The sequence below is a fragment of the Hydrogenophaga laconesensis genome (assembly GCF_031457235.1).
In the GTDB taxonomy this organism is placed as follows: domain Bacteria; phylum Pseudomonadota; class Gammaproteobacteria; order Burkholderiales; family Burkholderiaceae_C; genus Hydrogenophaga; species Hydrogenophaga laconesensis.
Genome location: NZ_JAVDWE010000007.1, coordinates 1 through 25,705, shown reverse-complemented (window position 1 = coordinate 25,705; position 25,705 = coordinate 1). Strand labels below are relative to the sequence as shown.

At 67.7% G+C, this 25,705-nt stretch carries 25 protein-coding genes; 15 read left to right on the top strand and 10 right to left on the bottom strand.

The window, feature by feature from the left end:
- Positions 1-41: 41 nt before the first annotated feature.
- The 5 genes from J2X09_RS13430 to J2X09_RS13410 form a co-directional block, all read right to left on the bottom strand.
- Positions 42-2,285 carry a methyl-accepting chemotaxis protein gene (locus J2X09_RS13430; RefSeq protein ID WP_204735840.1) on the bottom strand — a complete coding sequence of 748 codons (2,244 nt, stop codon included), beginning with the start codon at positions 2,283-2,285 and terminating at the stop codon, positions 42-44.
- A 63-nt stretch (positions 2,286-2,348) separates the two neighbouring features.
- A complete protein-coding gene (locus tag J2X09_RS13425) occupies positions 2,349-2,885 on the bottom strand; it encodes a chemotaxis protein CheW (protein ID WP_204735841.1) in 537 nt (178 codons plus the stop codon).
- Between the two features lie 28 nt (positions 2,886-2,913).
- Positions 2,914-3,279: a response regulator gene (locus J2X09_RS13420; RefSeq protein WP_204735842.1), complete on the bottom strand. Its 366-nt coding sequence runs from the start codon at positions 3,277-3,279 to the stop codon at positions 2,914-2,916.
- Entirely contained in the window at positions 3,279-3,674 is a 396-nt protein-coding gene (locus J2X09_RS13415) for a response regulator (RefSeq protein WP_204735843.1), read from the bottom strand. Before J2X09_RS13415 ends, J2X09_RS13420 begins: the two co-directional genes overlap by 1 nt.
- 99 nt (positions 3,675-3,773) lie before the next feature.
- Positions 3,774-3,947, bottom strand: a complete 174-nt coding sequence (locus tag J2X09_RS13410; protein WP_204735844.1) for a rubredoxin — start codon at positions 3,945-3,947, stop codon at positions 3,774-3,776.
- A 154-nt stretch (positions 3,948-4,101) separates the two neighbouring features.
- Here J2X09_RS13410 and thiD point away from each other — a divergent pair, with 154 nt between their 5' ends.
- The gene (thiD, locus tag J2X09_RS13405; RefSeq protein ID WP_204735845.1) at positions 4,102-5,040 is read left to right on the top strand and encodes a bifunctional hydroxymethylpyrimidine kinase/phosphomethylpyrimidine kinase; all 939 of its coding nucleotides are present in this window, start codon (positions 4,102-4,104) and stop codon (positions 5,038-5,040) included.
- 5 nt (positions 5,041-5,045) lie between these two features.
- Positions 5,046-6,353, top strand: coding sequence for a glutamate-1-semialdehyde 2,1-aminomutase (hemL, locus tag J2X09_RS13400; protein WP_204735846.1), 1,308 nt, complete (start codon positions 5,046-5,048; stop codon positions 6,351-6,353).
- A 62-nt stretch (positions 6,354-6,415) separates the two neighbouring features.
- Here hemL and purH read toward each other — a convergent pair whose 3' ends face one another.
- The 3 genes from purH to dusB form a co-directional block, all read right to left on the bottom strand.
- Positions 6,416-8,002 carry a bifunctional phosphoribosylaminoimidazolecarboxamide formyltransferase/IMP cyclohydrolase gene (gene purH, locus J2X09_RS13395; protein ID WP_204735847.1) on the bottom strand — a complete coding sequence of 529 codons (1,587 nt, stop codon included), beginning with the start codon at positions 8,000-8,002 and terminating at the stop codon, positions 6,416-6,418.
- Between the two features lie 164 nt (positions 8,003-8,166).
- Positions 8,167-8,403, bottom strand: a complete 237-nt coding sequence (locus J2X09_RS13390) for a helix-turn-helix domain-containing protein (RefSeq protein ID WP_204735848.1) — start codon at positions 8,401-8,403, stop codon at positions 8,167-8,169.
- Positions 8,400-9,431, bottom strand: a complete 1,032-nt coding sequence (dusB, locus tag J2X09_RS13385; protein WP_204735849.1) for a tRNA dihydrouridine synthase DusB — start codon at positions 9,429-9,431, stop codon at positions 8,400-8,402. The genes J2X09_RS13390 and dusB overlap by 4 nt, the downstream gene beginning before the upstream one ends.
- Before the next feature lie 172 nt (positions 9,432-9,603).
- On the opposite strand from dusB, the gene J2X09_RS13380 reads away from it, so the two are divergent.
- Together J2X09_RS13380 and J2X09_RS13375 are read left to right on the top strand one after the other, a co-directional pair.
- Complete coding sequence (locus J2X09_RS13380; RefSeq protein ID WP_204735850.1) at positions 9,604-10,086, top strand: YqaA family protein; 483 nt, start codon at positions 9,604-9,606, stop codon at positions 10,084-10,086.
- Positions 10,083-11,261: an MFS transporter gene (locus tag J2X09_RS13375; RefSeq protein ID WP_204735851.1), complete on the top strand. Its 1,179-nt coding sequence runs from the start codon at positions 10,083-10,085 to the stop codon at positions 11,259-11,261. The genes J2X09_RS13380 and J2X09_RS13375 overlap by 4 nt, the downstream gene beginning before the upstream one ends.
- Here the strand turns inward: J2X09_RS13375 and J2X09_RS13370 are convergent.
- Both J2X09_RS13370 and J2X09_RS13365 read right to left on the bottom strand, forming a co-directional pair.
- Positions 11,234-12,010, bottom strand: a complete 777-nt coding sequence (locus tag J2X09_RS13370) for an RNA pseudouridine synthase (RefSeq protein ID WP_204735852.1) — start codon at positions 12,008-12,010, stop codon at positions 11,234-11,236. The genes J2X09_RS13375 and J2X09_RS13370 overlap by 28 nt on opposite strands.
- A 39-nt stretch (positions 12,011-12,049) precedes the next feature.
- Positions 12,050-13,102, bottom strand: a complete 1,053-nt coding sequence (locus J2X09_RS13365; RefSeq protein WP_204735853.1) for a LacI family DNA-binding transcriptional regulator — start codon at positions 13,100-13,102, stop codon at positions 12,050-12,052.
- 149 nt (positions 13,103-13,251) lie between these two features.
- On the opposite strand from J2X09_RS13365, the gene J2X09_RS13360 reads away from it, so the two are divergent.
- The 11 genes from J2X09_RS13360 to J2X09_RS13310 all read left to right on the top strand — a co-directional run.
- Positions 13,252-13,497: a hypothetical protein gene (locus J2X09_RS13360; RefSeq protein ID WP_204735854.1), complete on the top strand. Its 246-nt coding sequence runs from the start codon at positions 13,252-13,254 to the stop codon at positions 13,495-13,497.
- Complete coding sequence (locus tag J2X09_RS13355) at positions 13,494-14,507, top strand: quinone oxidoreductase family protein (RefSeq protein WP_204735855.1); 1,014 nt, start codon at positions 13,494-13,496, stop codon at positions 14,505-14,507. Before J2X09_RS13360 ends, J2X09_RS13355 begins: the two co-directional genes overlap by 4 nt.
- Before the next feature lie 50 nt (positions 14,508-14,557).
- Positions 14,558-15,979 (top strand): amidohydrolase family protein, encoded by a 1,422-nt coding sequence (locus J2X09_RS13350; protein WP_310308502.1) that lies wholly within the window; start codon positions 14,558-14,560, stop codon positions 15,977-15,979.
- Positions 15,976-16,950, top strand: coding sequence for a Bug family tripartite tricarboxylate transporter substrate binding protein (locus tag J2X09_RS13345; RefSeq protein ID WP_204735913.1), 975 nt, complete (start codon positions 15,976-15,978; stop codon positions 16,948-16,950). Before J2X09_RS13350 ends, J2X09_RS13345 begins: the two co-directional genes overlap by 4 nt.
- A 38-nt stretch (positions 16,951-16,988) precedes the next feature.
- The gene (locus J2X09_RS13340; protein WP_204735914.1) at positions 16,989-18,476 is read left to right on the top strand and encodes an ABC transporter substrate-binding protein; all 1,488 of its coding nucleotides are present in this window, start codon (positions 16,989-16,991) and stop codon (positions 18,474-18,476) included.
- A gap of 13 nt (positions 18,477-18,489) precedes the next feature.
- The gene (locus tag J2X09_RS13335; protein WP_204735915.1) at positions 18,490-19,872 is read left to right on the top strand and encodes an amidohydrolase family protein; all 1,383 of its coding nucleotides are present in this window, start codon (positions 18,490-18,492) and stop codon (positions 19,870-19,872) included.
- A complete protein-coding gene (locus tag J2X09_RS13330) occupies positions 19,869-20,813 on the top strand; it encodes an ABC transporter permease (RefSeq protein WP_204735916.1) in 945 nt (314 codons plus the stop codon). Before J2X09_RS13335 ends, J2X09_RS13330 begins: the two co-directional genes overlap by 4 nt.
- Before the next feature lie 6 nt (positions 20,814-20,819).
- Positions 20,820-22,784 carry a dipeptide/oligopeptide/nickel ABC transporter permease/ATP-binding protein gene (locus tag J2X09_RS13325; protein ID WP_204735917.1) on the top strand — a complete coding sequence of 655 codons (1,965 nt, stop codon included), beginning with the start codon at positions 20,820-20,822 and terminating at the stop codon, positions 22,782-22,784.
- Entirely contained in the window at positions 22,781-23,833 is a 1,053-nt protein-coding gene (locus J2X09_RS13320; RefSeq protein ID WP_204735918.1) for an ABC transporter ATP-binding protein, read from the top strand. Before J2X09_RS13325 ends, J2X09_RS13320 begins: the two co-directional genes overlap by 4 nt.
- A complete protein-coding gene (locus J2X09_RS13315) occupies positions 23,830-25,155 on the top strand; it encodes an amidohydrolase family protein (protein WP_204735919.1) in 1,326 nt (441 codons plus the stop codon). The genes J2X09_RS13320 and J2X09_RS13315 overlap by 4 nt, the downstream gene beginning before the upstream one ends.
- Before the next feature lie 50 nt (positions 25,156-25,205).
- On the top strand, positions 25,206-25,705 hold a 500-nt coding region (locus J2X09_RS13310), incomplete at its 3' end, for an amidohydrolase family protein (RefSeq protein ID WP_374726504.1).

Here is a 25,705-nt window from a genome sequence, read left to right as displayed (position 1 = left end):
TTCTTCCAGTGGGTTGGCGCGCACGCGGGCTGGATGGGCGTTTACGCGATCTTGAACCGGGCCACCGACTGCCGCAGTTCCTCGGCCATGGCCGAGAGTTCACGCACCTGCTGGGCCGTGGATCGCGTGCCTTCTCCCGTCTGTTCGGTCACGGCGAAGATGTGCTGGATGTTGCCGGCCACCTCGTTGGCCGAATCGGCCTCGCGGGATGCCGCATCGGAAATCTGCTCGATCAGTTCGGCGAGGCGGCGCGACACGCGGTCGATCTCGGAGAGCGCGGTGCCCGCGTTGTCCGACAGCTTGGCCCCTTCCACCACACCTTGCGTGGATCGCTCCATGGCGGCCACTGCGTCCTGGGTGTCGGTCTGAATCGCTTTCACCAGCGCCGAAATCTGGCGCGTGGCATCGGCCGAGCGTTCGGCCAGGCGCTGCACTTCTTCCGCCACCACCGAGAAGCCTCGACCGGCTTCACCCGCCGAGGCGGCCTGGATGGCGGCGTTGAGGGCCAGCACGTTCGTCTGTTCGGTAATGTCCGAGATCAGCTCGGTGATTTCACCGATCTCCTGCGACGACTCGCCCAGCCGCTTGATGCGCTTGGAGGTTTCCTGGATCTGGTCACGGATGGCGTTCATACCGCCGATGGCGTCCTGCACGGCCTGCAGGCCCGACTCGGCGGCCTGCAGCGACGCACGGGCCACCGTGGCCGATTCCTGAGCCTGGCCGGACACCTGGTTGATGCGCTGCGCCATGTCCAGCACGGACTGGCCGGTTTCGCGAATCTCGCGCAGCTGCTCGGTCGACGCGGCCAGCAGTTCGGTCGAGGTGCTTTCCACCGCCGACGTCGTCTGCGCCACGCGCGTGGCCGTGGCCTGCACGTTGCCCACCAGCGAGCGGAGTTCCTCGACCGTGTAGTTCACCGAGTCCGCGATGGCACCGGTGATGTCCTCCGTCACCGTGGCTTCCTGCGTCAGATCGCCTTCGGCCACCGTCTGCAGTTCGTTCATCAGTCGCAGAATGGCGGCCTGGTTGGCGTCGTTGACGCGCTTGGCGTCCTGTTCCAGCGATTCGGCGGCGAGTCGCTGCGATTCGGCAACGGACTGGCGTTGACGGCTGTCGAGCAGCTGCACATAGGCCAGGCCACCGGCACAAGCCAGGGCGAACAGGGCGGACACCAGCAGCGCCAGCAGTTGCCCACCGCCCAGGCCCGAGGCCGAGGAGAGGTCGCCTTGCAGTTTTTCCAGCGCCAGCCGCAGGGGTTCGCTGTCGGCGATGATCCCGGCCTGCGCTTCACGCGCCGACACGAGGCCCTGCAGGTTGCCCAGAATGGCGCCCGCTTCGGTGCGCGTCGCTTCGTACAGCTTGAGCAGGGCATCCAGCCGTTCGCGGACCTGCGGATCGCGCGCGGCGGCCAGGCGCAGTTCGTCGCTGCCTGTGAGCAGGCCCTCGGCGATTTCCTTGAACGTGTTCAAGTCCTTGCCCAGCAGGAACACCGCCTCGGGACTCACGCCTTCCATCGTCAGGAATTCGTTGGCCGACTTGCCGATGCGCTGGGTCAGCATCACCAGCTGGCCCGACGCGGAAATCTCGGCGGCCGGCGCGTTCTGCTGGAGCTTCAGCGAGGAAATGGTTTCGGCGATCTCGAGCAGGTCAGAAGACTGCCGGTTGATGGTGCGCAGTGCGTTACCCACCTGCGTCAGGATGTTCTGCTGGGCCAGCACCGCGGCGGCATTGCGCTCGGCCTGGTCGACCTTGGGCAGGATGGCGCCGAGGTCATCGGCGTACTCGGGGCCCAGCGCGTCGAGCGACATCTCGCTGTCACCGCCCTGCAGGCCGCGCATCGCGCGGGCCATCACCGAGGAGCTGTCCCGCACTTCGGGGAACGCCGTGGGGCTCCCGATCAGCGCCTGCGACACGCTCTTGGCCAGGCGCTGCGACTGCATCAGGGCCTGACCGCTCGCCGCCACCTGCTGGCCCACCTTCTCCGTCTGGCTCAGCGCATAGAAGGTCACGCCACCCAGCACCACCAGACCCAGCGCCAGCATGGACGCCAGGGTGCGCTGGTGCTGCTCCGCCGGCTTGGTGCCCAGCAAGGGCAGCGTCACCTGACCGGAGAGGTCCGCACTCTCTTCGTCCACCATCGCCTCGCCCGTCAACCCATCGGACAGCGTCGGCGCGAGACGGGCCGCCGCGAGTTCGGCGACTTCCTGGTCGGTGGCATTGGACAGGTCGGGCTCGTCGCCGGCCTTCTTCTTGAAGAGCCCCTGGAATCGATCAAGCATGGCCATGTAAAAACCTTCCAACTGAAAACAGAAAGACAAATGGACCCGCGCGGTCCGCGGGCTCAACCTTCAGGCGGCGATCGCCAGAAATTCGGGCTCGGCCACCAGCACCTGCAAATCCAGTTCCTGCCAGGATTGGCCCTGGGCATCCACCAGGGAGCGGGTGAAGTAGGACGGCGCGCCATCGGGGTTCGCCCCGATCGCGGTGAACATGGCGGGGTTGCGCAGGCCGAGGAGGCGGTCGATCCAGATCACGGCGTTGATGCCCAGCGCCGTGTGCAGGCTGACCAGGCGCGACTCGGAGGTCACGCGCTCGCCAGAGGAAATGAAAGGGGCCGAGGCGGGCTGGACCAGGCTGGCCAGATCGATCACACCATGCAGGCCGCCACGCAAGCTGGCGACCCCGGCATACCAGGGCTTGGTGTACGGCACGCGCTGCAACGCGGACCAGGGAAAAATCTCGCCGGACTGCACCAGAGGGAGCAGGTAACGACGCTCACCGGCTTCCACGGCCAGCCAGGTGGCGGTAACGGCTTCGGTCTTGGCGGCCGTCAAACGCTGGGCCAATCGTTCCTGGAGTTCCTTGAGTGATTGACGTTTGGCCATGCTCGGTGCGGTTCAGGTCGTTGTGCGGTCAACCCAGCGCGCGAATCTTTGACAGCAGTTCTTCCGCATCGACCGGCTTGGTGACGTAGTCGCGGGCCCCCTGTCGCATGCCCCAGACACGGTCGGTCTCCAGATTCTTGCTGGTGCACATGACGATGGGAATGCTCGAATACTGAGGATCCCGCGTGATGGCACGCGTGAGTTGAAACCCATTCTGACCGGGCATCACGACGTCCATCAGGATCAGATCCGGCTTTTCCTCTCCAAGCCGACGGAAGGCCTCGTCCGCGTTCTCAGCGGTGCACACGGTGTAGCCGTTTTTTCCCAGTAGATCGGACAGGACCATCAACTCCGTTTTGGAATCGTCCACCACAAGGATCTTCCGAATGGGCATCACACTGCTCCTGTCAGGTTGGCGCCGAACTGCTGCACCGCTTGCAGAAGCTGGTCTTTGGTAAAGGGTTTGGTGAGGTAGTCCTGCGAGCCGACCATGCGGCCGCGGGCCTTGTCGAACACGCCGTCCTTGGACGACAGCATCACGACCGGGATGCTGGCAAAGCGTGCATTGCGCTTGATGATCGCGCAGGTCTGGTAGCCGTCGAGGCGCGGCATGAGGATGTCGCAGAAGACCAGGTCAGGCTGGTAATCGTTGATCTTGGCCAGGGCGTCAAAGCCGTCATCCGCCAGGAGGACTTCATGCCCTCCCTGCTTGAGAAAGATCTCGGCGCTGCGACGGATGGTGTTGCTGTCGTCGACCACCAGGACTTTGAGGACAGGCGTTGTGCTCACGTTTCACTAGCTCCAGAGGGTGGTACAGAACAAGGAAAGCGAGACCGGGGAAAGCCCTACCGGGTTCGCCTGGAAACCAACGGATGCACGATCCCTGCCTCAGATCTGCACCATCTCGAAATCTTCTTTGCGGGCACCGCACTCGGGGCAGGTCCAGTTCATCGGCACCTCAGCCCATGGGGTACCGGCGGCCACGCCATGCTCGGGTGCACCAGCGGCTTCGTCGTAAATCCAGCCACAGATCAGGCACATCCAAGTCTTGGTTTCGCTCATGGTTATAGGGGTCATTGTCTTAGAATGCAAGCATTGTATCGAGCCATATGTGCCGCTCCGCAAGCCATTCGGACCGGCTGTCGATCACCCGGCGGACACGGTGCCAATCCCCGCCGGCCGACCGCGCCGCAAACCCTCATCCCCCACCGAACCCATGCCCGATACCCCCCCGCCTTCCGCGCCCGAAACGGTCGAGAAGCCCGGCGAGATCTCCCTGCCCTGCGTGTTGACCTTCAACGCGAGCGACCCCAGCGGCGCCGGCGGGCTGAGCGCGGACATCACTGCAATGTCCAGCGCATCGGCGCACGTGCTGCCCATCGTGACAGGTGCCTACATCCGCGACACGTCAGACATCCACGACCACATCGCTTTCGATGAAGAGGCCGTGGCGGACCAGGCGCGGTGCGCACTCGAGGACATGCCGGTGCAGGCCTTCAAGGTGGGCTTCGCGGGCAGCCCCGAGAACATCGCCGCGATTGCAGAGATCACGACCGACTACAGCGAGGTGCCGGTCATCACCTACATGCCCGACCTTTCATGGTGGGACGAAATGGCGATCGACACCTACCTCGATGCCTGTGCCGAATTGCTGCTGCCCCAGACCACGGTGCTGGTGGGCAATCACAGCACGCTGTGTCGCTGGCTGCTGCCGGAGTGGGAGGGCGACCGTGCGCCCACCGCACGCGAAGTGGCGCGCGCAGCCGCCGTGCATGGCGTTCCCTACACGCTGGTGACCGGCTTCAACGCCGCCGACCAGTTCCTCGAAAGCCACCTGGCATCACCGGAATCTGTGCTGGCCACGGCGCGCTACGAACGTTTTGAAGCCACCTTCACCGGCGCCGGCGACACACTGTCGGCCGCGCTGTGCGCGCTCATCGCGGGAGGCAGCGACCTGCAGGCGGCCTGCGCCGAAGCCCTGACCTATCTTGATCAGTGCCTGGACGCGGGCTTCCAGCCCGGCATGGGCCACGCCGTGCCTGACCGGCTGTTCTGGGCCCACGATGAAGAGGCCGAGGAAGAAGCCCCGGTCGAAGGCACGCCCGACAGCACGCTCGATGCCGACGATTTTCCGCTGGACACCACCCGGCATTGAAGACCATGAACCACCCCGATCGCAACCAGCAACTCTTCGACCGAGCCAAGGCCCTCATTCCTGGCGGCGTCAATTCGCCCGTGCGCGCCTTTCGTGCGGTGGGCGGCACACCGCGCTTCGTGCAGCGCGCGCAGGGCGCCCATTTCTGGGACGCGAATGGCCAGCGCTACATCGACTACATCGGCTCCTGGGGCCCGATGATCCTGGGCCACGGCCATCCCGCCGTCGTCGACGCGGTGCAGAAAGCCGTGCTCGAGGGCTTCTCCTTCGGGGCCCCCACCGAGCGCGAGGTGGAACTGGCGGAGGCCATCGTTGACCTGGTGCCAAGCATCGACATGGTGCGCCTGGTCAGCTCGGGCACCGAGGCCGGCATGAGCACGATCCGTCTCGCGCGCGGCGCGACCGGCCGCAAGAAGATCATCAAGTTCGAGGGCTGCTACCACGGCCACGCCGACGCGCTGCTGGTGAAGGCCGGCTCGGGCCTGGCCACCTTCGGCAACCCGACCAGCTCGGGTGTGCCACCCGAGGTGGTGCAGCACACCATCGTGCTCGAGTACAACAACATCGAACAGCTGGAGGCCGCGTTCGCCGAGCACGGCACCGACCTGGCCTGCCTCATCATTGAACCGATCGCCGGCAACATGAACTTCGTGCGTGCCAGCGTGCCCTTCATGAAGCGCTGCCGGGAACTGTGCACACAGCACGGCGCCCTGCTCGCGTTCGACGAGGTGATGACCGGTTTTCGCGTCGCGCTCGGTGGCGCGCAAAGCGTCTATGCCAGGCTCATCCCCGGGTTCGAGCCCGACATGACCGTGATGGGCAAAGTGATCGGTGGCGGCATGCCGCTGGCCGCCTTCGGTGCCAAACGCGCGGTGATGGAACAGCTTGCCCCCCTGGGTGGTGTGTACCAGGCGGGCACCTTGTCGGGCAATCCGGTCGCCACGGCCTGCGGACTGGCCACGCTGAAAGAGATCCGCAAGCCCGGCTTCTACGAGGCGTTGTCAGCCACCACGCGTTCGCTGGTCGACGGCCTCAAGGCCGCTGCGGCGGCAGAAGGCGTGGCACTGAGTGGCGACAGCGAAGGCGGCATGTTCGGCTTCTTCCTGTTCGATGAACTTCCGCAGAACTACGCCAAGGTGATGACCACCGATGGCCCTCGTTTCAACACGCTGTTCCACGGCCTGCTGGAGCGCGGCGTGTACATCGCACCCGCCCTGTACGAGGCCGGCTTCGTGAGCGCCGCGCACACCGTGCAGGACATCGAGGACACCGTGGCAGCTGCTCGAGAAGTGTTCAAGCAACTGGCGCGCTGAAAGCGTTCACACCAGAAAAAGGGCCGGTGGATCACCGGCCCTTTTTCATGGCGTGGTGGCGGTCAGTGCCTGAAGTGGCGCACGCCGGAATACACCATCACGACACCGCGCTCGTCCGCCGCGTCGATCACTTCCTGATCGCGCATCGAACCGCCCGGCTGGATCACGCAGGTCGCGCCGGCGTCCACCACCACGTCGAGACCGTCGCGGAACGGAAAGAAGGCATCGCTTGCCACGGCCGTGCCCTGCAGCGTCAGCCTGGCGTGGCCGGCCTTGATGCTGGCGATCCGCGCCGAGTCGAGCCGGCTCATCTGGCCAGCACCCACGCCCATGGTCATACCGTCCTTGCAGAACACGATGGCGTTGGACTTCACGAACTTCGCCACCTTCCAGGCGAACAACAGGTCTTCGATCTGCTGTTCGGTCGGCTGCAGCTTGGTGACGACCTTGAGGTCCGCGCGCTGGAGCACATGGTTGTCGGCGCTCTGGATCAGCAGGCCGGAGCCGACGCGCTTGACGTCGCTCAGGTTCAGGCCCTTGTCCCACGCGGTCGGACCACCCGGCGGCAGGGCGATTTCCAGCACGCGCACGTTGGCCTTGGCCTTGAACACCTCCAGCGCCTCGGGCGTGTAGCCGGGTGCCATCAGCACCTCGACGAACTGCTTGCTGATCGCCTGCGCCGCAGCGCCATCGAGCACGCGGTTGAGCGCGATGATGCCGCCGAAAGCGCTGGTGGGGTCGGTCTGGAAAGCCTTGCTGTAAGCCTCGAGCGCGTCCTTGCCCACAGCCACGCCGCAGGGGTTGGCGTGCTTGACGATCACGCAGGCCGGCGCGTCGAAGCTCTTGACGCACTCCCAAGCGGCGTCCGCGTCGGCGATGTTGTTGTAGCTCAGTTCCTTGCCCTGCAATTGCTTCGCTGTGACGAGCGAGCCGGGTGCGGGGTACAGGTCGCGGTAGAAGGCGGCGCTCTGGTGCGGGTTCTCGCCGTAGCGCAGGTCCTGCAGCTTGACGAAGCGGCCGTTGCTTTGCGCGGGGTACTCGTTGCGCCGTGGCACGGAGGCGCCTTCCTGGAAGTCGATGGACGAAAGGTAGTCGCTGATGGCGGCGTCATAGTTGCTGATGCGGTTGAACGCCGCCACCGACAGCGCGAAACGCGTCTTGTCGCTGAGCTGGCCACCGGCCTTGAGCTCGTCGATCACGGCCGGGTACTGTGTGGCATCGGTCAGCACCGCGACATCCTTCCAGTTCTTGGCGGCGCTGCGCACCATGGCCGGCCCGCCGATGTCGATGTTCTCGATCGCGTCCTCCAGCGTGCAGCCGGCCTTGGCCACGGTGGCTTCGAACGGGTAGAGGTTGACGATGAGCAGGTCGATGGTGTCGATGCCGTGCGTCTTCAGCGCGGCCATGTGCTCGGGCAGGTCGCGACGCGCCAGCAGGCCGCCATGCACCTTGGGATGCAGGGTCTTCACGCGGCCGTCCAGCATCTCGGGGAAACCGGTGACATCGGCCACCTCGGTCACCGGCAGGCCCTTCTCGGCCAGCAGTTTGGCGGTGCCACCGGTGGAGATGAGGGCCACACCGAGGCCATGCAGGGCCTGGGCGAGTTCGACGATGCCGGTCTTGTCGGAGACGGAGATGAGTGCGCGCATGGATGTGTCTTGAGAGAGGTTTCGGATCGGTTGTCCATCAAACCGGCGTGCGCGCTGCACCGCATGAAGGGGTGCAGGCCTGGAACACCGTAGAACCGGCTTGGCCGGGCGGCTGGTGTTGCCCCCTCGAGGGGGTCGCGCGCAGCGCGGCGGGGGAGTTCATTTCAATCGATGAGCTTGTGTTCGAGCAGCTTCTTGCGCAGCGTGTTGCGGTTGAGGCCGAGCCATTGCGCCGCGCGCGACTGGTTGTTCTGCGCCTGCTCCATCACCACTTCGAGCAGCGGCTTCTCGACCGCCTTCACGAGCATGTCATGCAGGTTGGACGGATCGGTGCCATTGAGGTCGTGGAAGAAGTCTTCCATGCTGGAACGCACACAGTCGTGCAATGTGTTCTGTTTCATGCGGCCAGTTTCCAGTTGTCTCTTTGAATGGATGCGGTGTCGTTCGCCCACTCGTCCAGGCTGTCGCTCACGCAGCGCAGCTGGGCATCCACGGTGGTGACGGCGTTCACGCGCGAGCGGAACAGCACTGCGGCACCCGGTGGCAGCGGCAGTGACTGCGCGTACCAGCCCAGGTGCTTGCGCGCGCTGCGCACCCCGGTGGATTCGCCGTACAGGTCGTAGTGGTCGTGAAGGTGGTCGAGCAGCCAGACGCGCACGTCCGCCAGCGAAGGCGGCGGCAGGTGCTCGCCGGTGGCGAGGAAATGGGCGATCTCACGGAAGATCCAGGGGCGGCCCTGGGCCGCGCGGCCGATCATGATGGCGTCGGCTCCCGTGAGGCGAAGCACTTCGCGCGCTTGCTCCGGGCTGTCGATGTCGCCATTGGCCACCACGGGAATGCGCACGCGGCTCTTGATGTGCGCCACAGTGTGGTGCTCCGCCTGCCCTTTGTAGCCCTGTTCGCGCGTGCGGCCGTGCACGGTGAGCATCTGCACGCCTGCGGCCTCGGCGGCCAGCGCCAGCGTGGGTGCGTTGCGAACGCTGGCGCACCAGCCCGTGCGCATCTTGAGCGTGACGGGGACACCGTGCGGTTCGCAGGCGGCCACCACGGCCTCGACGATACCGATGGCCAGTGTCTCGTCCTGCATCAGCGCCGAGCCGGCCCACTTGTTGCACACCTTCTTGGCCGGGCAGCCCATGTTGATGTCGATGATCTGCGCACCGCGGTCGATGTTGTAGCGCGCGGCGTCGGCCATCATCTGCGCGTCGGTGCCCGCGATCTGCACCGAGATCGGTGCGGCCTCACCCTCGTGGTTGGCGCGGCGCGATGTCTTGAGGCTGTCCTGCAGATCGGGGCGCGAGGTCACCATTTCGCTGACCGCATAGCCCGCCCCCAGCCGCTTGCACAGCTTGCGGAACGGCCGGTCCGTCACCCCCGCCATGGGTGCGACGAACAGGGCATTGGGCAAGGTGAAAGCCCCGAGTTGCATGGCGGTGGGAGAATGGTGTCGAACGGTGGGACTGCGGCCACCCGACTGGAGCGGGCGGCGAAGGAACGCGATTGTATCTGCCTGTTTTTTCAGCAGGCGATAACGCGCCGCTTTTTTTCTGCGCATCCACCACTTCCCGATCACCGGTCATTCCACATTCCCGCCAACGCCCATGCCCGACTGGATCACCTACCTGATGGAACTGCTCGCTCTGCCGGAGTTCGGCCTGAGCACGGTGTTCCTGGTGTCCTTCCTGTCGGCCACGTTGCTGCCCCTGGGTTCCGAGCCGGCGGTGTTCGGGCTCATCAAGCTCAACCCGGAGCTGTTCTGGCCCACCATCCTGGTCGCCACGGCGGGCAACACGGCGGGCGGTGCGGTCAGCTGGCTGATGGGCCTGGGCACACACAAGGCGGTGGACCGCGCACGCGGCACCCATGTGGACGTGCGTGCGCTGCGGTGGCTGGAGCGCTTCGGACCCAGGGCCTGCCTCATGTCCTGGCTGCCGGTGGTGGGCGACCCGCTATGCGCCGTGGCCGGCTGGTTGAAGTTCCCCTTCTGGCCGTGCGTGATGTACATGGCCATCGGCAAGTTCGCCCGCTACCTCACCATGACCGCCGCGCTGTTGTGGTTCTTCCCTGGCACGCTGCACCCATGAGCGCCACCCGCCAAGGCCTGCCCCGCGCCCTGTGGGCATTGATGGTGGGCAACTTCGTGATCGGCACCGGCGTGATGGTGGTGCCCGGCACGCTCAACGACATCAGCCAGTCGCTGGGAGTGTCGATCCCGCAGGCCGGCCAGCTCATCACCGCCGCGGCCATCCTGATGGGTGTGGGCGCACCGGTCTTCGCCAGCCTGGTTGCAGGCTGGGACCGGCGGCGCCTGCTCACGCTTTCGCTGGTCTGGTACGGCGTGCTCATGGTGGCGTGCGCTCTCGCCCCCAACTACACCGCCCTGCTGCCCCTGCGCGTGCTCGCCGTCATCTCCCCCGCCGTCTTCACACCGCAGGCCGCCGCCAGCGTGGGCCTGCTCGTCGGCCCTGCGCAGCGCGGCCGTGCGATCACGTTCATCTTCCTGGGCTGGTCCATCGCCTCGGTCATGGGCATGCCGCTGTCGGCCTGGATCAGCGGCGGGCTGGGCTGGCGCTGGGCCTTCGGGCTGGTCGCGCTGATGTCTTTCCTGAGCGGTGCCTGGGTGTGGCGGGAAATGCCGGACGGCATCAAGCCGGCCGCCCTTTCGCGCGAAGCCTGGGGGCGCACCGTGGGCTCGGCGGCACTCATGTCTGCGGTGGCGGTGACGCTGCTGTCGGCCTTCGGGCAGTTCACGCTGTTCTCCTACCTCGCGCCCTACTTCGCGCAGACGCTGGGCGCCGGCGGCGCCGCGCTCTCGCTGATGTTCCTGTGGTTCGGTGTCTTCGGCCTGGCGGGCAACGTGGTGGTGACGCGCTCCATCGACCGCATCGGCGCACCCAACGCGGTGTTCATCACCCTCGGGCTCATGGTGGTGTGCCTGCTGCTCTGGCCGCTGGGTCGCCATGGCTTCTGGGCGCAGGCACTGGTGGTCATTCCGTGGGCGCTGGGCTGCTTCTCGAGCAACTCGGCGCAACAGGCACGACTGGTGCAGATATCGCCCGAACTGGCCTCCGCCACCGTGGCACTGAACACCTCGGCCATGTACGGCGGGCAGGCGCTGGGCGCGGCGCTGGGCGGCATGATGATCGCGCAGGGCCGCATGCTGCAGTTGCACCACGTGGGCGTGGTGGTGCTGCTCACCGCCATGGCGATGAGCGCCTGGGCCGCTCACCTTCAGAAGCGTTCGTGCGCGGCGGCGTAACGCCACTGGCCTGAGGGCAGGCCGTCGAGCCCGATGCGGCCGAGCCGCTGGCGCCGCACCGCCACCAGCCGCAGACCCGCGCGTTCCGCGAGGTGCGCCACCTGCCCCGGCAGCGTGCCCTTGATGGCCAGGCGCAGGCGCCGCTCGCTCTGCCAGCTCGCGCGTGCGGCGGGCACCGCCCAACCGTCGAAAAACAGCGCCTTGCCGAACGATTGCAGCACCGCTTCGCGCCGCGCGTCGTCGTCCAGCGCCGGGTCGTCCTGCACGTCCACCAGCCATTCGTGTTCGAGCGGTGACGAGGTGTCGTTGATCCTGCGCGCCACGCCCGGGTTCTGCGTGAACACCATGAGGCCACTGGACATCACCTCCAGTGGCGCCACCGGCAGCAGACGGTGCAGGTGCACTTTGAGCGGGCGGATGCCCGAACGGTCGCCCGCGAAGCGCGCGCCGGCGGCGAACCAGCGGGCGGCCTCTTCGTCAGGCAAATGCTGCGCTTCGGGCAGCGCCGCACCGGCGGGTTTGTGCCATACCAGCGTCACGGGCACCAGCGGATCCAGCCGCGCCCGCGGGTCCAGCTCCACGGTCTGCGCGTCGCGCACGCGGGCCATGGGCTCTTCCACCACGGTACCGTCCACCCGCACCCAGCCACCGGCGATGTAGAGCTCCGCGTCGCGGCGCGAACACGGCAGTTGCGCGGCCAGGCGCTTGGCCAGGCGCTGGGGTTCGGCGGGACGGATCGTTTCGTTCATGCCGCCGACTCTACAACCAGCCCGAGCGGGGCCAGTCCATCAAGCCGGTCGTGCAGCGGTGGACGCCCGGATGACCAGCTCGGGGCGCAGCACCACCGTGGAGGCCAGACCGGGCTTGCCCAGGATAAGGTCGAACATCATCTCCGCTGCACGCCAGCCCAGTTCACGGTGTGGCAGGCGCACGGTGGTGAGCGGCGGTGCCACCAGATCCACCAGGGGCATGTCGTTGTGTCCGGTGATGGAGATGTCTTCCGGCACGCGCAAGCCCGCCGCGTGCATGACGTCGTACGCGCCCAGGGCCACAAGGTCATTGCAACAGACCACGGCCTGGGGGCGCGGCGCCGAGGACAGCAACTGCTGCATGGCCACGCGCCCCGCCTCGCGGCTGTAAGCGGTGCATTCCACGATCTGGCCGGGTGGCAGGTCCCGGTCGCGCAGGGCCTGCTCGAAGCCCTGGCGTCGGCCCAGGCCCGTCGGCGAGAGCTGAGGCCCGGCCAGGTGGGCGATGTGCGTGTGACCGAGCTGCGCCAGGTGGTCCACGGCGAACTTCATGGCCAGCCGGTCGTCGCTCACCACGGCACCCAGCCGGCCGGAATCGTCCGCGCGGTTGACCAGCACCGTGGGAAGGCCGGTCGCCGTCACGAACTCAACCAGAGGGTCGTCGCGCGTCACGGTCGCCATGATCAGCCCGGCCACCTGCTGCGCCAGCAGACGCTCGAGCACGGCCTTGCCATTCGCGGCATCGCGCACGTTGGCGATCAGCATGAAGTAGTGGCGTGCGGAGGCGCTCGCCTCGATGCCTTCCAGGATCGGAGGAAAGACGGAGTTCGTGATGTCGGGCAGCAGCACACCAATGAAGTTTGAGCGCCCGGTGCGCAATGCCGATGCCGTGCGGTTGGGCCGGTAACCCAGGCGTCGCGCCGCCGCTTCCACCTGCTTGAGCACCTCGGCACTGATGAGCTGCCGGCGGTTCGGATCGAGCGCACGCGACACCGTGGACACGTGCACGCCCGCGGCCTGCGCCACGTCGCGGATGGTCACCGCCGCCGGGCTGGCGGGCGAAGGGGTGCTGCGCTGCGAAGGTGACGTCATGGCGCGGCGATTGTAGAGATGAAAAACTGAACGGACCCCTGCCTAGGGCTAACCCGCATGGACACGGATGCACCCACTTTGCCACACTCATGCAAACGATTGCACCAAAAGCGCGCCCATGCAGAAAAAAACGCCCCACAAAGAGTCACGTGCAGCGCCTGGCCGCGCGACCGCTCTGTGCGGACCGCCTTCTGGACTGGCACGGTTTTCGCATTGCATCGGATCAGATGCATAACGGGTCAGGTGCACCGATGAATGAAGAGGCTTCAGTCCCCGAGGACCGGGCGCGCAGCCATACCGTGGTTTTTTTGACTCTGAAATGCAAACGTTTGCACAACATGAACATGACCCTCTCCCTGCACCGCTTTTTCAGCAACGCCTGGGTGCCCGCATGAGCACCCAGGTCGACGACGCGCTGGACCTCGAGACCATCGGCCTGGCCCTGCAGATAACCGACCGGGCCACGGGCATCGACGCCCTGCAACTGGGCCTGTGCGAGCAACCCCGGCGAGCGCCCGCCCCCGGTCATGCGCTGGTGCGTGTGCTCGCGGCAGCCGTCAACCCCAGCGACGTGAAGGCCTGCCTCGGGCTGATGCCGCAGGCGGTGTGGCCACGCACGCCGGGGCGCGATTTCGCGGGCGTGGTGGTCGAAGGGCCAACCGGGTGGGTAGGCCGCCAGGTCTACGGATCGGGGGGCGATGTCGGTATCACGCGCAACGGCTCGCACGCACGCTACCTGGAGTTGCCGGTGGCCGCGTTGCGCGCCAGCCCCGCCAACATCAGCGCGGCAGAGGCCGGCGCTGTGGGCGTGCCCTTCGTCACCGCCTACGAAGGGTTCCGCCGCGCGGGCACTGTACAGCGCGGGCAGACCGTGATGGTGATGGGCGCCAACGGCAAGGTCGGTCAGGCCGCGGTGCAGCTCGCGGCGCAGGCCGGTGCGCGCGTCATCGCGGTGCAGCGCGGCCCGGGCCCGCATGCGGGCTTCGCCTGCGCACCGGTGGACACCATCGACGCGTCCGCCTGCAGTGTGGCGGACGTGGCGCGCGATCTCACCGGCGGGTGCGGGGTCGACATTGTCTACAACACCGTGGGCAGCGCCTACTTCGAGGCGGCCAACAAGGCCATGGCCAAGGGCGCGACGCAGATCTTCATCTCCACGCACGACCGCGCCATTCCTTTCGACATCTTCAGCTTCTACCGCGGCATGCACACCTACGTGGGCGTCGACTCGCTCGCGATGGACTGCGTGGCCTCGACCGCGCAACTCGACGCCATGCGGGACGGGTTCGAGCGCGGCACGCTCAAACCCTTCCCCGTGGCACGCGCCTACGCCCTCGCTGAGGCCATGGACGCCTACCGCAGCGTGCTCGCCGGCAGCCCGGACCGCGTCGTGCTGCAACCCTGACGCCCACCCTTGAACGATCGCCACCGAGAGAAAAGAGAAGAGAAGCACCCATGACCCGCATCCTCATCAAGAACACCTGCATCCTGTCCATGGACCCCGCCGTGGGCGACTTCGACGACGCCGACATCCTGATCGAAGACGACTGGATCGTCGCGGTCGGTCCGAACCTGCAGGCCGACAGTGCCGAGATCATCGACGGTAAGGGCCGCATCGTCATCCCCGGCCTGGTCAACGCGCACATCCATACCTGGGAATTCCAGCTGCGCGGCATCGGTTCGGACTGGGTGAGCAGCCGCGATTACCACGCCAACATGCACAAGAACCTCGCGACCCGTTACGAAGATGAGGACGTGTACATCGGCAACCTGGTGGGTTCGCTCAACCAGCTGCGCAACGGCACCACCACCATCGTCGACTGGTGCCACATCACCCGCGACGCCTCCATGACCGACGCCGCCATCGACGGCCTCGAAGAGTCCGGCATCCGCGCCGTCTTCGCCCGCGGCACCGTCAAACCCCCCGAGCGTCCCGGCGAGGTGCCGTACCACAAGAAACCCTTCCCCCGCGAAGAGATCCACCGCCTGCGCACCGGCCGCCTGTCCTCCGACGACGGCCTCGTCACCCTGGCCATGGCCATCCTCGGCCCCGACTGGGGCGAGTACGACGTCGCCGCCCACGACATCCGCCTGGCCCGCGAGTACGGCCTCATCAACTCCGCCCACACCTATGGCCGCAAGGGCAAGCGCGTCGTCGAGGACGGCTACCCCCGCCTGGCCAAAGAAGGCCTGCTCGGCCCCGACCACAACATCGGCCACGGCAACTGCTTCGACGACGAGGAGCTCAAGATCGTCCTGGACGCGGGCTGCACCATCACCGCCACCAACCTCACCGAGATGCTCAACTACGAGCAGCCCGCCATGCTCGGGCGCCTGGTCAAGCACGGCGCCGTGCCCTCGCTGGGCACCGACTGCGACCCCTACTTCAACTCCTCCATGCTGGCCGTCACCCGCCATGCCTTCCTGCACCAGCGCGAGCTGGACAACCGCAGCCTGTGGCACGAGGGCAGCTGGCCGGCCAAGACGCAGCACTCCACGCTCACGCGCGACGCGATCTACTGGGCCACGATGGGCGGGGCCAAGGCCTTCGGCCTGGACAGGAAGATCGGCTCCATCACCCCGGGCAAGCAGGCCGACCTGGTGATGTTCGACTGCCGGGGCATGAACATCTTCCCGGCGCTGCCCGGGGGCAACCCGGCGCACATCGTGGTCATGTACGCCGAAACATCGGACATCGAGAACGTGATCGTGGCCGGCCGGTTCGCCAAGCGCGACGGCCAGCTCACGCTGGACCCCTCCCGCCTGCAGCAACTGCAGGACGAGCTGCTCGAGTCGCGCATGCGCATGTTCAGCGCCGGCAACTTCAAAGCCTCACCTGTCGAACGCGGTCCACAACCTCAGGAGTTCTTCCTATGAAACGTCGCAACCTGCTCATCGGGAGCCTGGCCGCTCCCGCGTTCATCGGCGCCCCGGCCTGGGCGCAATCGGGCTGGCCGACGCGGCCCGTCAAGATCGTGCACGGCTTCGGCCCAGGCGGTCCGGTGGACCTGCTGGCGCGCCTGATCGCGGCGCAGTTTCCGGAGAAGTTTGGCCAGCCGGCCTACGTCGAGGGCAAGCCCGGGGCCGGCGGCACGCTGGGCGCGTCGCAGGTCGCGCAGGCGGCGCCCGATGGCTACACGCTGTTCCTCATGGCCTCCGGCCACGCGGCCGCACCTGGCCTCTACCCCTCGCTGCCGTTCGACCCGGTGAACGACTTCACCGTGGTCTCCATGGTCGCGCGCAGCCCGTTCGCGATCATCGCCAACCCCAACGCGCCCTACAAGACCATCCAGGAACTGGTGCAGCAGGCAAAGAGCCAGCCCGATGGCCTGATCTACGGATCGGCCGGCGTAGGCACCGGCATGCACCTCGCTGCCGTGCTGATGCAGAGCCGCCTGGGCCTGAAGCTGACCCACGTGCCCTACCGGGGCGGCGGCGCGCTCAACACCGCCGTGATCGCGGGTGAGGTGCCGTTCATCTTCACCTCGCTGGCCGGCATGGGCCCGCTGCTCGAGAGCGGACGGCTGCGCGGGCTGGCGGTCACATCGAAGAACCGCTTCCCTGGCGTGCCCGATGTGCCCTCGGTCGCCGAGACCGTGCTGCCCGACTTCGACGTGAGCGCCTGGTACGCCCTGGCCGGACCGAAAGGCTTGCCCGCGCCGCTGGTGAGCAGCCTCAACGACATGGTCCGAGTGGCCATCGCCCGAGCCGACATCGCCGAAGGCATCCGCGCCCAGGCCGCGATTCCGTGGGCGGCACCGGCGGCCGAGTCGCAGGCGTTCGTCGCCAAGGAAATCGCGCACTGGACGCAGGTGATCCGCGCCGAAAAGATCACCGCCCCCACCTGAAAGCCCCACCCCCGTTCCATCCCACTCCTGGAGCCGTCATGACCTTGACCCCCCGCACCGCCTGGCGCATTGCCGCCACCGCACTGGCCTGCGCCAGCCTGACCGCCTTTGCCCAGCCTTCGGGCACGCTGCGCTTCGGCAGCAATCAGGGCATGGACGACTGGGAAACCCTGACCAAACCCAACAGCATCTACACCTCGCTGGTCTATGAACCCCTGATCGAGGTCACGCCGGACGGCCTGTCGCTCGCGCCCAAGCTCGCCGCCAGCTGGAAGGAGTCGCCGCTGAAGCTGGAGATCATGCTGCGCCAGGGCGTGACCTTTCACGACGGCACGCCTTTCGACGCCGCCGCGGTGATCAAGAACCTGGATCGCATCCGCAGCACGCCCGGCCAGTACCGGGGCGTGTTCGACGCGGTGGACAAGTTCGTCGCTGTCTCGCCCATGCAGGTGGACATCGTGCTCAAGCGCCCCGCGCCCAACCTGCTGATCGGCCTGACACGGCGCGGCATCTACATGATCTCGCCCAAGGCGCTGGACGATGGTTCGTTCAAGCTCAACCCCGTGGGCACGGCACCGTGGAAGTACGAGGCCAAGGACACGGTCAAGGGCCTGCGCACCGTGGTCAGCTACTACGACAAGTACTACGCGCCCAAGTCGGTTGGCCCGGCGCGCATCGAGGTCACGCACATCAACGACCCCGACAGCCTCTACAACGCGCTGCGCACCGGCCAGCTCGACATCGTCTGGACCAATCCCTCCATCGCCAAACGCGCCGAACGCGAAGGCCTCAAGACCGCCTGGTTCCCGTCGGTGATGTGGCACCTGCAGATGATGGACACGGCCAAGACCTTCAACAACGTCAAGCTGCGCCAGGCGGTCTGCCACGCGATGAACCCGCAGGACTACATCGACGGTGCACTGGGCGGCCACGGGAAGATCCACACCCAGCGCCTGCGCGAGGGCATGGCCGGCTTCAACCCGGCCGTCAAGGGCTACCCGCACGACCTGGCCAAGGCCAAGAAGCTCATGGCCGAACTGGGCAATCCGAAGGTCGAATTCACGCTGGCCTCCTTCGACAGCCAGCGCACCATCGCCGAACTCTTCAAGGCCCAGATGGCGCAGATCGGCATCGACGTCAAGCTCGACATCATGACCTTCGGCCAGTTCTTCAGCACCTTCCGCAGCGGCAAGTACCCCGCCGCCATCCTGACCGACTCGCAGGAGACCGGCGCCTACGACTACTACCTCTACCACTACGCTCCGGCGGGTTCGGGCAACCCGCTCAAGACCACCTTCCCGGGCATCGAGGCCGTGATCAAGGAAGGGCTGGACGCTCCTGACACGGCAGGCCAGAACCGCGCCTGGCAGAAATTCATGAAGGTGGTGGACGACGAGGCGCTGGATTGCGGCTTCTTCGACTACGCCGCCTACTGGGCCTACAACCCCAAGCGCCTGAGCAACGTGGTCTCCACCGTGGGCGACGTGGCCGTCTTCCGCTACATCGACGCCAAGATCGCGCCCTGAACCGGAGCCGCCCATGAACACCACAACGACTTCCACGAAACTGATCCGCGACGCCCTGGTGCTGACCATGGACCCGGTCCTGGGCGACATTCCCCAGGGCGACGTGCTGGTGCGGGGCAACCGCATCGAGCAGGTCGCCAGGAACCTGCCGTCCCCAGCCGGTGCCGAGGTGATCGACGGGCGCGGGATGATCCTCATCCCGGGTCTGATCGACTCCCACACGCACATGTGGCAGGTGCCGCTCAAGGGACAGGGCACTGGCCTCTGGGGCACGGCGGACTACCAGAAGCACGTGTTCCCGCTGCGCGAGAAGTTCGGCGCCATCGACATGAAGGACGCCTGCTTCGCCGCCGGCATGGAGATGATGGACAACGGCATCACCACGGTGCTGGACTTCTGCCACAACACGATGACGCCCGAGCACGCCGAGGAGTCGATCGCGGCGCACCGGCGCACCGGCCAGCGCGTGCTGTTCGCCTACGGCATGCTGGGCAGCCACCAGACCCACAAGGCCGACCACGCGTGGCGGCTGGCGCAGGTGCGCGAGCTCGCCGCCGATCTCGGCAGCAGCGCACACGACTCGCTGATCCGCCTGGGCATCGCGGTGGCGTCGCTTGAATACTCAAGCATGGAGATGGTGCGCAAGGAAGTGGAGATGGGCCGCGAACTGGGCCTGCCCATGACCTTCCACCAGAACCCGCCGGGGCAGATCCACGCCCTGGGCGAAGCCGGCCTGCTGGGCGCCGACCTGCTGCCGGTGCACGCCAACGTGGCCACCGATGCGGAGCTCGATCTGCTGGCGGCCTGCGGCGCCGGCATCTCGTTCACGGTGGAGGGCGAGTTCGGCGGTGGCCGCTCGATGAGCGTCGTTGGCCGCGCGCACCGCGCCGGCGTGACGCCCAGCCTGGGCGTGGACGTGCCCTCTCGCATCACGATGGACCTCTTCAGCCAGATGCGCCTGACCTACAACGTGATGCGCGCCGAGGAGGCCACGGCCGAGCGCATCGCCGGGCGCTGGCCGCTGGCGCGTCACCCGGGCACGCCCCATATCCAGCCGCGCCACATGCTGGAGTACGTCACCGTGAATGCCGCGCGTGCCGTGGGACGGGGCGACGAACTCGGCCGCATCAAACCCGGCTACCTGGCCGACCTGGTGCTGCTGACCCCGGGTCACTACGGCATGTCACTGGGCGATCCCGCCGCGCACGTCGCACTGATGAGCACACCGGCCGACGTGCACACGGTGGTGGTGAACGGCGAGGTGCGCAAGCGCGCCGGTGAACTGGTGGATCTGAAACGCGCCGAGGCGGTGGAAGCCTCCCGGCGTGTGCGCGAACGCGTGCTGGGGGCCGGCAAGGGCAGCCCGGCACCGGCCGTGGCGGAAAGCGTGGCATGAGACAGCTCGTCCTGACCCGGTTGCTGTCGGTGCTGCCCATCCTGCTGGCGGTGTCGCTGCTCACCTTCATGCTCACGCGCATGACCTCCACAGACCCGGTGGTGCAACTGCTCGGCCCGGGCGCGTCGGCGGCCGACGTGGCCGAGTACGCGCACAAGCTGGGCCTGGACCTGCCGCTGTACCAGCAGTTCCTGAACTGGCTCGGCGATGCGGTGCGCGGCAACCTCGGCGTCTCGCTCTACACCGCGCTGCCGGTGGCCAGCACCCTGGCCACCGGCGTGAGCGTCACGCTCACGCTGGCGCTCTCGGGCATGACGCTGGCGCTGCTGATGGGCATCCCGCTGGGCATCTGGGGCGCGGTGCGCCACGGCTCCTGGGCCGACCGGCTGCTCTCGGTATTCGTGTCCTCCGGCCTGGCCATCCCCAGTATCTGGCTCGCGCTGCTGCTCTCGCTGGCCTTCGCCGTGAAGCTGCAGTGGTTCCAGGTGGTGGGTTATACGCCGTTCTCGCAGGACCCGGTGGAATGGGCACGTGGCCTGCTGCTGCCCGCGTTCGCGCTGTCGGTGCACACCGCGGCCGTCATCGCGCGCCAGATGCGCAGCGCCATGATCGACGTGCTGCGCTCCAGCTATGTGCACGCCCTGCGCGCGCGCGGCATTCCCCAGCGGCTGATCATCCGCCGCTACGCCATCCGCAACGCGCTCGTGCCGGTGCTCAGCGTGATGGCGATCCAGATGTCCGTTCTGGTGGGCGCCAGCATCGCCGTGGAACGCATCTTCGCGATTCCGGCGCTGGGCACCCTGCTGATCGACAGCGTGGTGCGCGGGGACTTCCCCGTGCTCCAGGGTGCCGTGGTGGTGATCGCGACCATCGTGCTCGTCGTCAACCTCGTCACGGACATCGGCTACGGATTGATCAACCCCAAGGTTCGAGCCCACTGATTCACCATGACCCAAGCCTCCACCCTGCCCACCGGCGCCGCGCCCGCGACCCCGGCGCACGCCGCAACACCCGATGACGACACCCGGCTGCCCAGCCGCTCGCTCTGGCGACTGTTCACCCGGCCCTACGCCCTGCTGCCCGGCGCCTTCCTGCTGATGGTGCTGGTATGCGCCATCGGCGCGCCATGGATCGCGCCGTTCGACCCCTTCACGCCCAACATCCGCCATCGGCTGGAGGCGCCCGGCGCCCTCTACTGGCTCGGCACGGACGACCTGGGTCGCGACATGCTCTCGCGCATCATCTTCGGCGCGCGTACCGCGCTGATCGCCTCGTTCGAGAGCGTCGGCATCGGTCTGGTGGTGGGCGTGAGCCTGGGGCTGCTGGCCGGCTACGTGGGCGGCTGGCTGGACCGCGTGGCGATGCGCCTGGCCGACGTGATGCAGTCCATCCCCGCCATCCTGCTGGCGCTGGCGCTGATCGGCGTGCTGGGCAAGGGCCTGGGCAACGCCATGCTGGCCGTGGGCGTGATCTTCTCGATCAGTTTCATGCGGATCACGCGCGCCGTGGTGCTGGCCGAGCGCGAACAGCTCTACGTGGACGCCGCGCGCGTGCTGGGCCTGCGACCCTTCGCCATCATGATCAAACAGATCCTGCCCAACGTGTCGGGCCCGCTGATCGTGCAGGCCTCCATCTCGCTGGGCACGGCGCTGCTGATCGAGGCCATGCTGAGCTTCCTCGGCGTGGGTGCCGACAGCAGCCAGGTCAGCTGGGGCGCGATGCTGGAGACGGCGCGCCAGTTCCAGGCCGAACAGGCATTGCTGCCCATGGTGCCCGGCCTGGCCATCACGCTCACGGTGCTCTCGTTCAACCTGCTGGGCGACACTTTGCGCGACGCGCTGCTGCCCAGCAGCGCCCAGGCACCGCGCCGCAAGGCCGGCGCCGTGCCCGTCGCAGCGCAGGACCCGGGCACGCCGCTGCCCGCCGACACGCTGCTGGAAGTGCGCGGCCTGACCGTGCGCGCCGGCATGGGCGGCAGCGAGGCCGAACTGCTGAGCCAGGTCTCGCTGCACGTGCGGCGTGGCGAGGTGCTGGGCCTGGTCGGTGAATCCGGCTGCGGCAAGTCCATGACGGCCAGCGCCATCCTCGGCCTGCTGCCGCGTGGCGCGCACATCGCCGCCGGTTCGGTGCGGCTGGCCGGCACCGAACTCGTGAACCTGCCCGAGTCCGCCATGCGCCACATCCGGGGCAAGCGCATCGGCATGGTGTTCCAGGACGCCAACGCCGCGCTCTCGCCGGTGCACACCATCGGCACGCAGCTTGAAGACATCGTGCGCGCGCACCAGCCCATGAGCCGGGCGCAGGCCCGCGCGCGCGCCATCGAACTGCTGGACCTCGTGGGCGTGCCCGACCCGGCACGCCGCCTGCAGGACTACCCACACCAGTTCTCGGGCGGCATGGCGCAGCGCGTGGTGATTGCCGGTGCGCTGGCCTGCAACCCCGAACTGCTCATCGCCGACGAACCCACCACCGCACTGGACGTGACGATCCAGGCCCAGGTGCTGGACCTGCTGGCCGAGCTGCGCCAGCGGCTGGGCATGTCGGTGCTGCTGATCACGCACGACCTGGGCGTCGTGGCCGACACCTGTGACCGCGTGGCCGTGATGTATGCCGGCCAGATCGTGGAGGTGGGCGACGTGCGGCAGACGCTGATGTCGCCGCGTCACCCCTACACCACCGCGCTGCTGCAGGCCATGCCAGGCGGTCAGGCGACCGGACAGCCAGGGGATCGCAGGCTGACCACCATCGCCGGCCGCGTGCCGCCCGCCTGGGCCTGGCCGCAGGGCTGCCGCTTCCACCCGCGCTGCCCGCAGGCCGTGGCCGCGTGCTCGCAAAAGCCCATCCCGCTGGCGTCCGGCGTGCGCTGCACCCGCGCCAGCCCGGTCGTACGGCTCGAGGAGATCGCTGCATGAAGACCGCTGAAACCCCCTTGCTCTCGGTGGAGAACCTTTCGGTCGAGTTCAAGCTCAAGGCCGGCCTGTTCGGCTCGCGCACGCTCAAGGCGGTGCGCGACGTGAGCTTCACCATCGAGCGCGGGAAGACCTACGGGCTGGTCGGCGAATCCGGCTCGGGCAAGAGCACCATCGGCCGCGCCATCCTGCGCCTGGCGCCCACCTCGGCCGGACGCATCGTGTTCGACGGCGAGGATGTGACCGCCTTCGGCCGCCGCACACCGCTGTCTTTCCGGCGCGACGTGCAGGTGGTGTTCCAGGATCCGATGTCCTCCATCAACCCGCGCCAGACCGTGGGCACGACGCTGGGCCAGGCGATCGACCGCCACCGCCCGATGCCGGCCGCGCAACGCGCGAAGGAGATCGCGAAACTGGTCGACAGCGTGGGCCTGGCGGCTTACCAGGTGCAGCGCTACCCGCACGAGCTCTCGGGCGGCCAGCGCCAGCGCGTGGCCATCGCGCGCGCGCTGGCGGTGCAGCCTCGCCTGATCGTCTGCGACGAACCGGTGAGCGCGCTGGACGTGAGCACCCAGGCACAGGTGATCAACCTGCTGATGGAGCTGCAGCGCGAGTTCGGCCTGTCCTACCTGTTCATCGCGCACAACCTCGACGTGGTGCGCCACGTGAGCCACGACATCGGCGTGCTCTACCTGGGCCGCCTGGTGGAAACCGGACCGGCCGACATGGTGGTGGAGGCACCGAGCCACCCGTACACGCGCATGCTGATGGCGTCCACGCTCGTGACAGACCCTGACGCCCAGGCCCTGCGCACGCGCGAGCGGCGCCTGCAGGGCCGTGGCGAGCTGCCCAGCCCGCTGTCGCCACCGCCAGGATGCGCCTTCAACACCCGCTGCGCCTGGGCTGGCGAAGGTTGCCGCACCACCATGCCGCAGCTCAGGCCCGCCGTGCCGGGCGTGCACGCGGCCTGCCACCACCTGGCGCACGTGGCCGCGACGCCACCGGGCGCGCGGCCACAGGCCATCGCACCCACCGAGGCGGTGGCGGCATGAGCGCACGTGCTCTGCTGATCCGCGGTGCCACGGTGCTGACCATGGACGCCGGGCTGGGCGACCTGGCAGGCGCCGACGTGCGCGTGGCGGACGGGCGCATCGCCGCCGTGGGCCAGGGCCTGCGGGCCGAGCCGGGCGACGAGGTGATCGACGCCACCGGCATGCTGCTGCTGCCGGGACTCATCGACACCCACACCCACATGTGGCAGGGCCCGCTCAAGGGCCTGGGCGCTGCCATGTGGGGCATGGCGGACTACCACAAGCACATCTTTTCGCTGCGCGAACGCGTCGGCGCGGAAGACATGCACGACGCCACCCTGGCTTGCGGCATGGAGATGCTGGACAACGGCATCACCACCGTGCTGGACTTCTGCCACAACGTGATGTCGCCCGAACATGCCTTGCGTGCCCTGGACGCGCACCGCGCCAACGGTCAGCGCGTGCTGTTCGCCTACGGCATGCTGGGCAGTTTCGCCACCCTCAAGGAAGACCATGTCTGGCGGCTGGCGCAGGTGCGCGAGCTGGCGGCCTCGCTGGCGGGCGACGAGACCACGCCGCTGCGACTGGGCGTCGCCCTGGGGTCCCTGGAATACGCCGGCATGGCGCTGTTCGAGGAAGAAGCCGCCACGGGCCGCGCACTGAAACTGCCCATGACCTTCCATCAGAACGTGGCCGGCCAGGTGCACGAACTGGAAGCGGCCGGCCTGCTGGGCCCCGACATGCTGCCCGTGCACTGCAACCCCACGCTGGATGCAGAACTCGACGTGCTGGCCGCCCATGGGTGCGGCATCTCCTTCACACCCGAGAGCGAAGTGGGTGACGGCCGCAACATCAGCGTGTTCGCGCGCTCGCACCGCGCTGGCGTGACACCCAGCCTGGGCGTGGATGTGCCCTCGCGCGTGGCGCTGGACCTGTTCTCGCAGATGCGCCTGACGTTCTGGCTGATGCGCAACGAGGAAGCCGAAGCCGAGCGCCATGCCGGCCGCACGCCGCTCACGCGCTACCCGGGCGTGCCTTTCATCCAGCCGCGCCATCTGCTGGAGTACGTCACCGTGAACGCGGCGCGCGCCGTGGGCCTGGGCGACGTGCTGGGCCGCATCGCCCCCGGCTGCCTGGCCGATCTGCTGCTGCTGCGCGGCGGCGCCTACGGCCCTTCGCTCGGCGACCCGGCCGCGCACGTCGTGCTGCAGTCCACCGTGGCCGACGTGGACACCGTGGTGATCGGCGGGCGCGTGCGCAAGCGCGCCGGCCAGCTCACCGACCTCGACCGCAACGACGCCATCGCTGCCTCGCAGCGCATGCGCCACAGGCTTTTCGCCTGATCCCCTCGCGACCCTCCGGCCCCCGAGGCCATGCACAACGAAGAGACACCATGAACCGCAAGCTGATCAAGAACGCCAACATCCTCTCCATGGACCTCGCCGTGGGCGACTTCGACGACGCCGACATCCTGATCGAAGACGACAGGATCGTCGCGGTCGGCCCGAACCTGCAGGCCGACGGCGCCGAGATCATCGACGGCAAGGGCCGCATCGTGATCCCCGGCCTGGTCAACGCGCACATCCATACCTGGGAATTCCAGCTGCGCGGCATCGGCAGCGACTGGGTGGGGTTCAGGGACTACGTGGCCAACATGCACGGCAACCTGGCCACGCGCTACCAGGACGAAGACGTGTACATCGGCAACCTGGTGGGTTCGCTCAACCAGCTGCGCAACGGCACCACCACCATCGTCGACTGGTGCCACATCACCCGCGACGCCTCCATGACCGACGCCGCCATCGACGGCCTCGAAGAGTCCGGCATCCGCGCCGTCTTCGCCCGCGGCACCGTCAAACCCCCCGAGCGTCCCGGCGAGGTGCCGTACCACAA

Excerpts from the sequence above, each read along its gene's own strand:
- J2X09_RS13430 (WP_204735840.1), bottom strand. The coding sequence starts at position 2,285 with ATGGCCATGCTTGATCGATTCCAGGGGCTCTTCAAGAAGAAGGCCGGC.
- J2X09_RS13425 (WP_204735841.1), bottom strand. The coding sequence starts at position 2,885 with ATGGCCAAACGTCAATCACTCAAGGAACTCCAGGAACGATTGGCCCAG.
- J2X09_RS13420 (WP_204735842.1), bottom strand. The coding sequence starts at position 3,279 with ATGCCCATTCGGAAGATCCTTGTGGTGGACGATTCCAAAACGGAGTTG.
- J2X09_RS13410 (WP_204735844.1), bottom strand. The coding sequence starts at position 3,947 with ATGAGCGAAACCAAGACTTGGATGTGCCTGATCTGTGGCTGGATTTAC.
- thiD (WP_204735845.1), top strand. The coding sequence starts at position 4,102 with ATGCCCGATACCCCCCCGCCTTCCGCGCCCGAAACGGTCGAGAAGCCC.
- hemL (WP_204735846.1), top strand. The coding sequence starts at position 5,046 with ATGAACCACCCCGATCGCAACCAGCAACTCTTCGACCGAGCCAAGGCC.
- purH (WP_204735847.1), bottom strand. The coding sequence starts at position 8,002 with ATGCGCGCACTCATCTCCGTCTCCGACAAGACCGGCATCGTCGAACTC.
- J2X09_RS13390 (WP_204735848.1), bottom strand. The coding sequence starts at position 8,403 with ATGAAACAGAACACATTGCACGACTGTGTGCGTTCCAGCATGGAAGAC.
- dusB (WP_204735849.1), bottom strand. The coding sequence starts at position 9,431 with ATGCAACTCGGGGCTTTCACCTTGCCCAATGCCCTGTTCGTCGCACCC.
- J2X09_RS13380 (WP_204735850.1), top strand. The coding sequence starts at position 9,604 with ATGCCCGACTGGATCACCTACCTGATGGAACTGCTCGCTCTGCCGGAG.
- J2X09_RS13375 (WP_204735851.1), top strand. The coding sequence starts at position 10,083 with ATGAGCGCCACCCGCCAAGGCCTGCCCCGCGCCCTGTGGGCATTGATG.
- J2X09_RS13370 (WP_204735852.1), bottom strand. The coding sequence starts at position 12,010 with ATGAACGAAACGATCCGTCCCGCCGAACCCCAGCGCCTGGCCAAGCGC.
- J2X09_RS13365 (WP_204735853.1), bottom strand. The coding sequence starts at position 13,102 with ATGACGTCACCTTCGCAGCGCAGCACCCCTTCGCCCGCCAGCCCGGCG.
- J2X09_RS13355 (WP_204735855.1), top strand. The coding sequence starts at position 13,494 with ATGAGCACCCAGGTCGACGACGCGCTGGACCTCGAGACCATCGGCCTG.
- J2X09_RS13350 (WP_310308502.1), top strand. The coding sequence starts at position 14,558 with ATGACCCGCATCCTCATCAAGAACACCTGCATCCTGTCCATGGACCCC.
- J2X09_RS13345 (WP_204735913.1), top strand. The coding sequence starts at position 15,976 with ATGAAACGTCGCAACCTGCTCATCGGGAGCCTGGCCGCTCCCGCGTTC.
- J2X09_RS13340 (WP_204735914.1), top strand. The coding sequence starts at position 16,989 with ATGACCTTGACCCCCCGCACCGCCTGGCGCATTGCCGCCACCGCACTG.
- J2X09_RS13335 (WP_204735915.1), top strand. The coding sequence starts at position 18,490 with ATGAACACCACAACGACTTCCACGAAACTGATCCGCGACGCCCTGGTG.
- J2X09_RS13330 (WP_204735916.1), top strand. The coding sequence starts at position 19,869 with ATGAGACAGCTCGTCCTGACCCGGTTGCTGTCGGTGCTGCCCATCCTG.
- J2X09_RS13325 (WP_204735917.1), top strand. The coding sequence starts at position 20,820 with ATGACCCAAGCCTCCACCCTGCCCACCGGCGCCGCGCCCGCGACCCCG.
- J2X09_RS13320 (WP_204735918.1), top strand. The coding sequence starts at position 22,781 with ATGAAGACCGCTGAAACCCCCTTGCTCTCGGTGGAGAACCTTTCGGTC.
- J2X09_RS13315 (WP_204735919.1), top strand. The coding sequence starts at position 23,830 with ATGAGCGCACGTGCTCTGCTGATCCGCGGTGCCACGGTGCTGACCATG.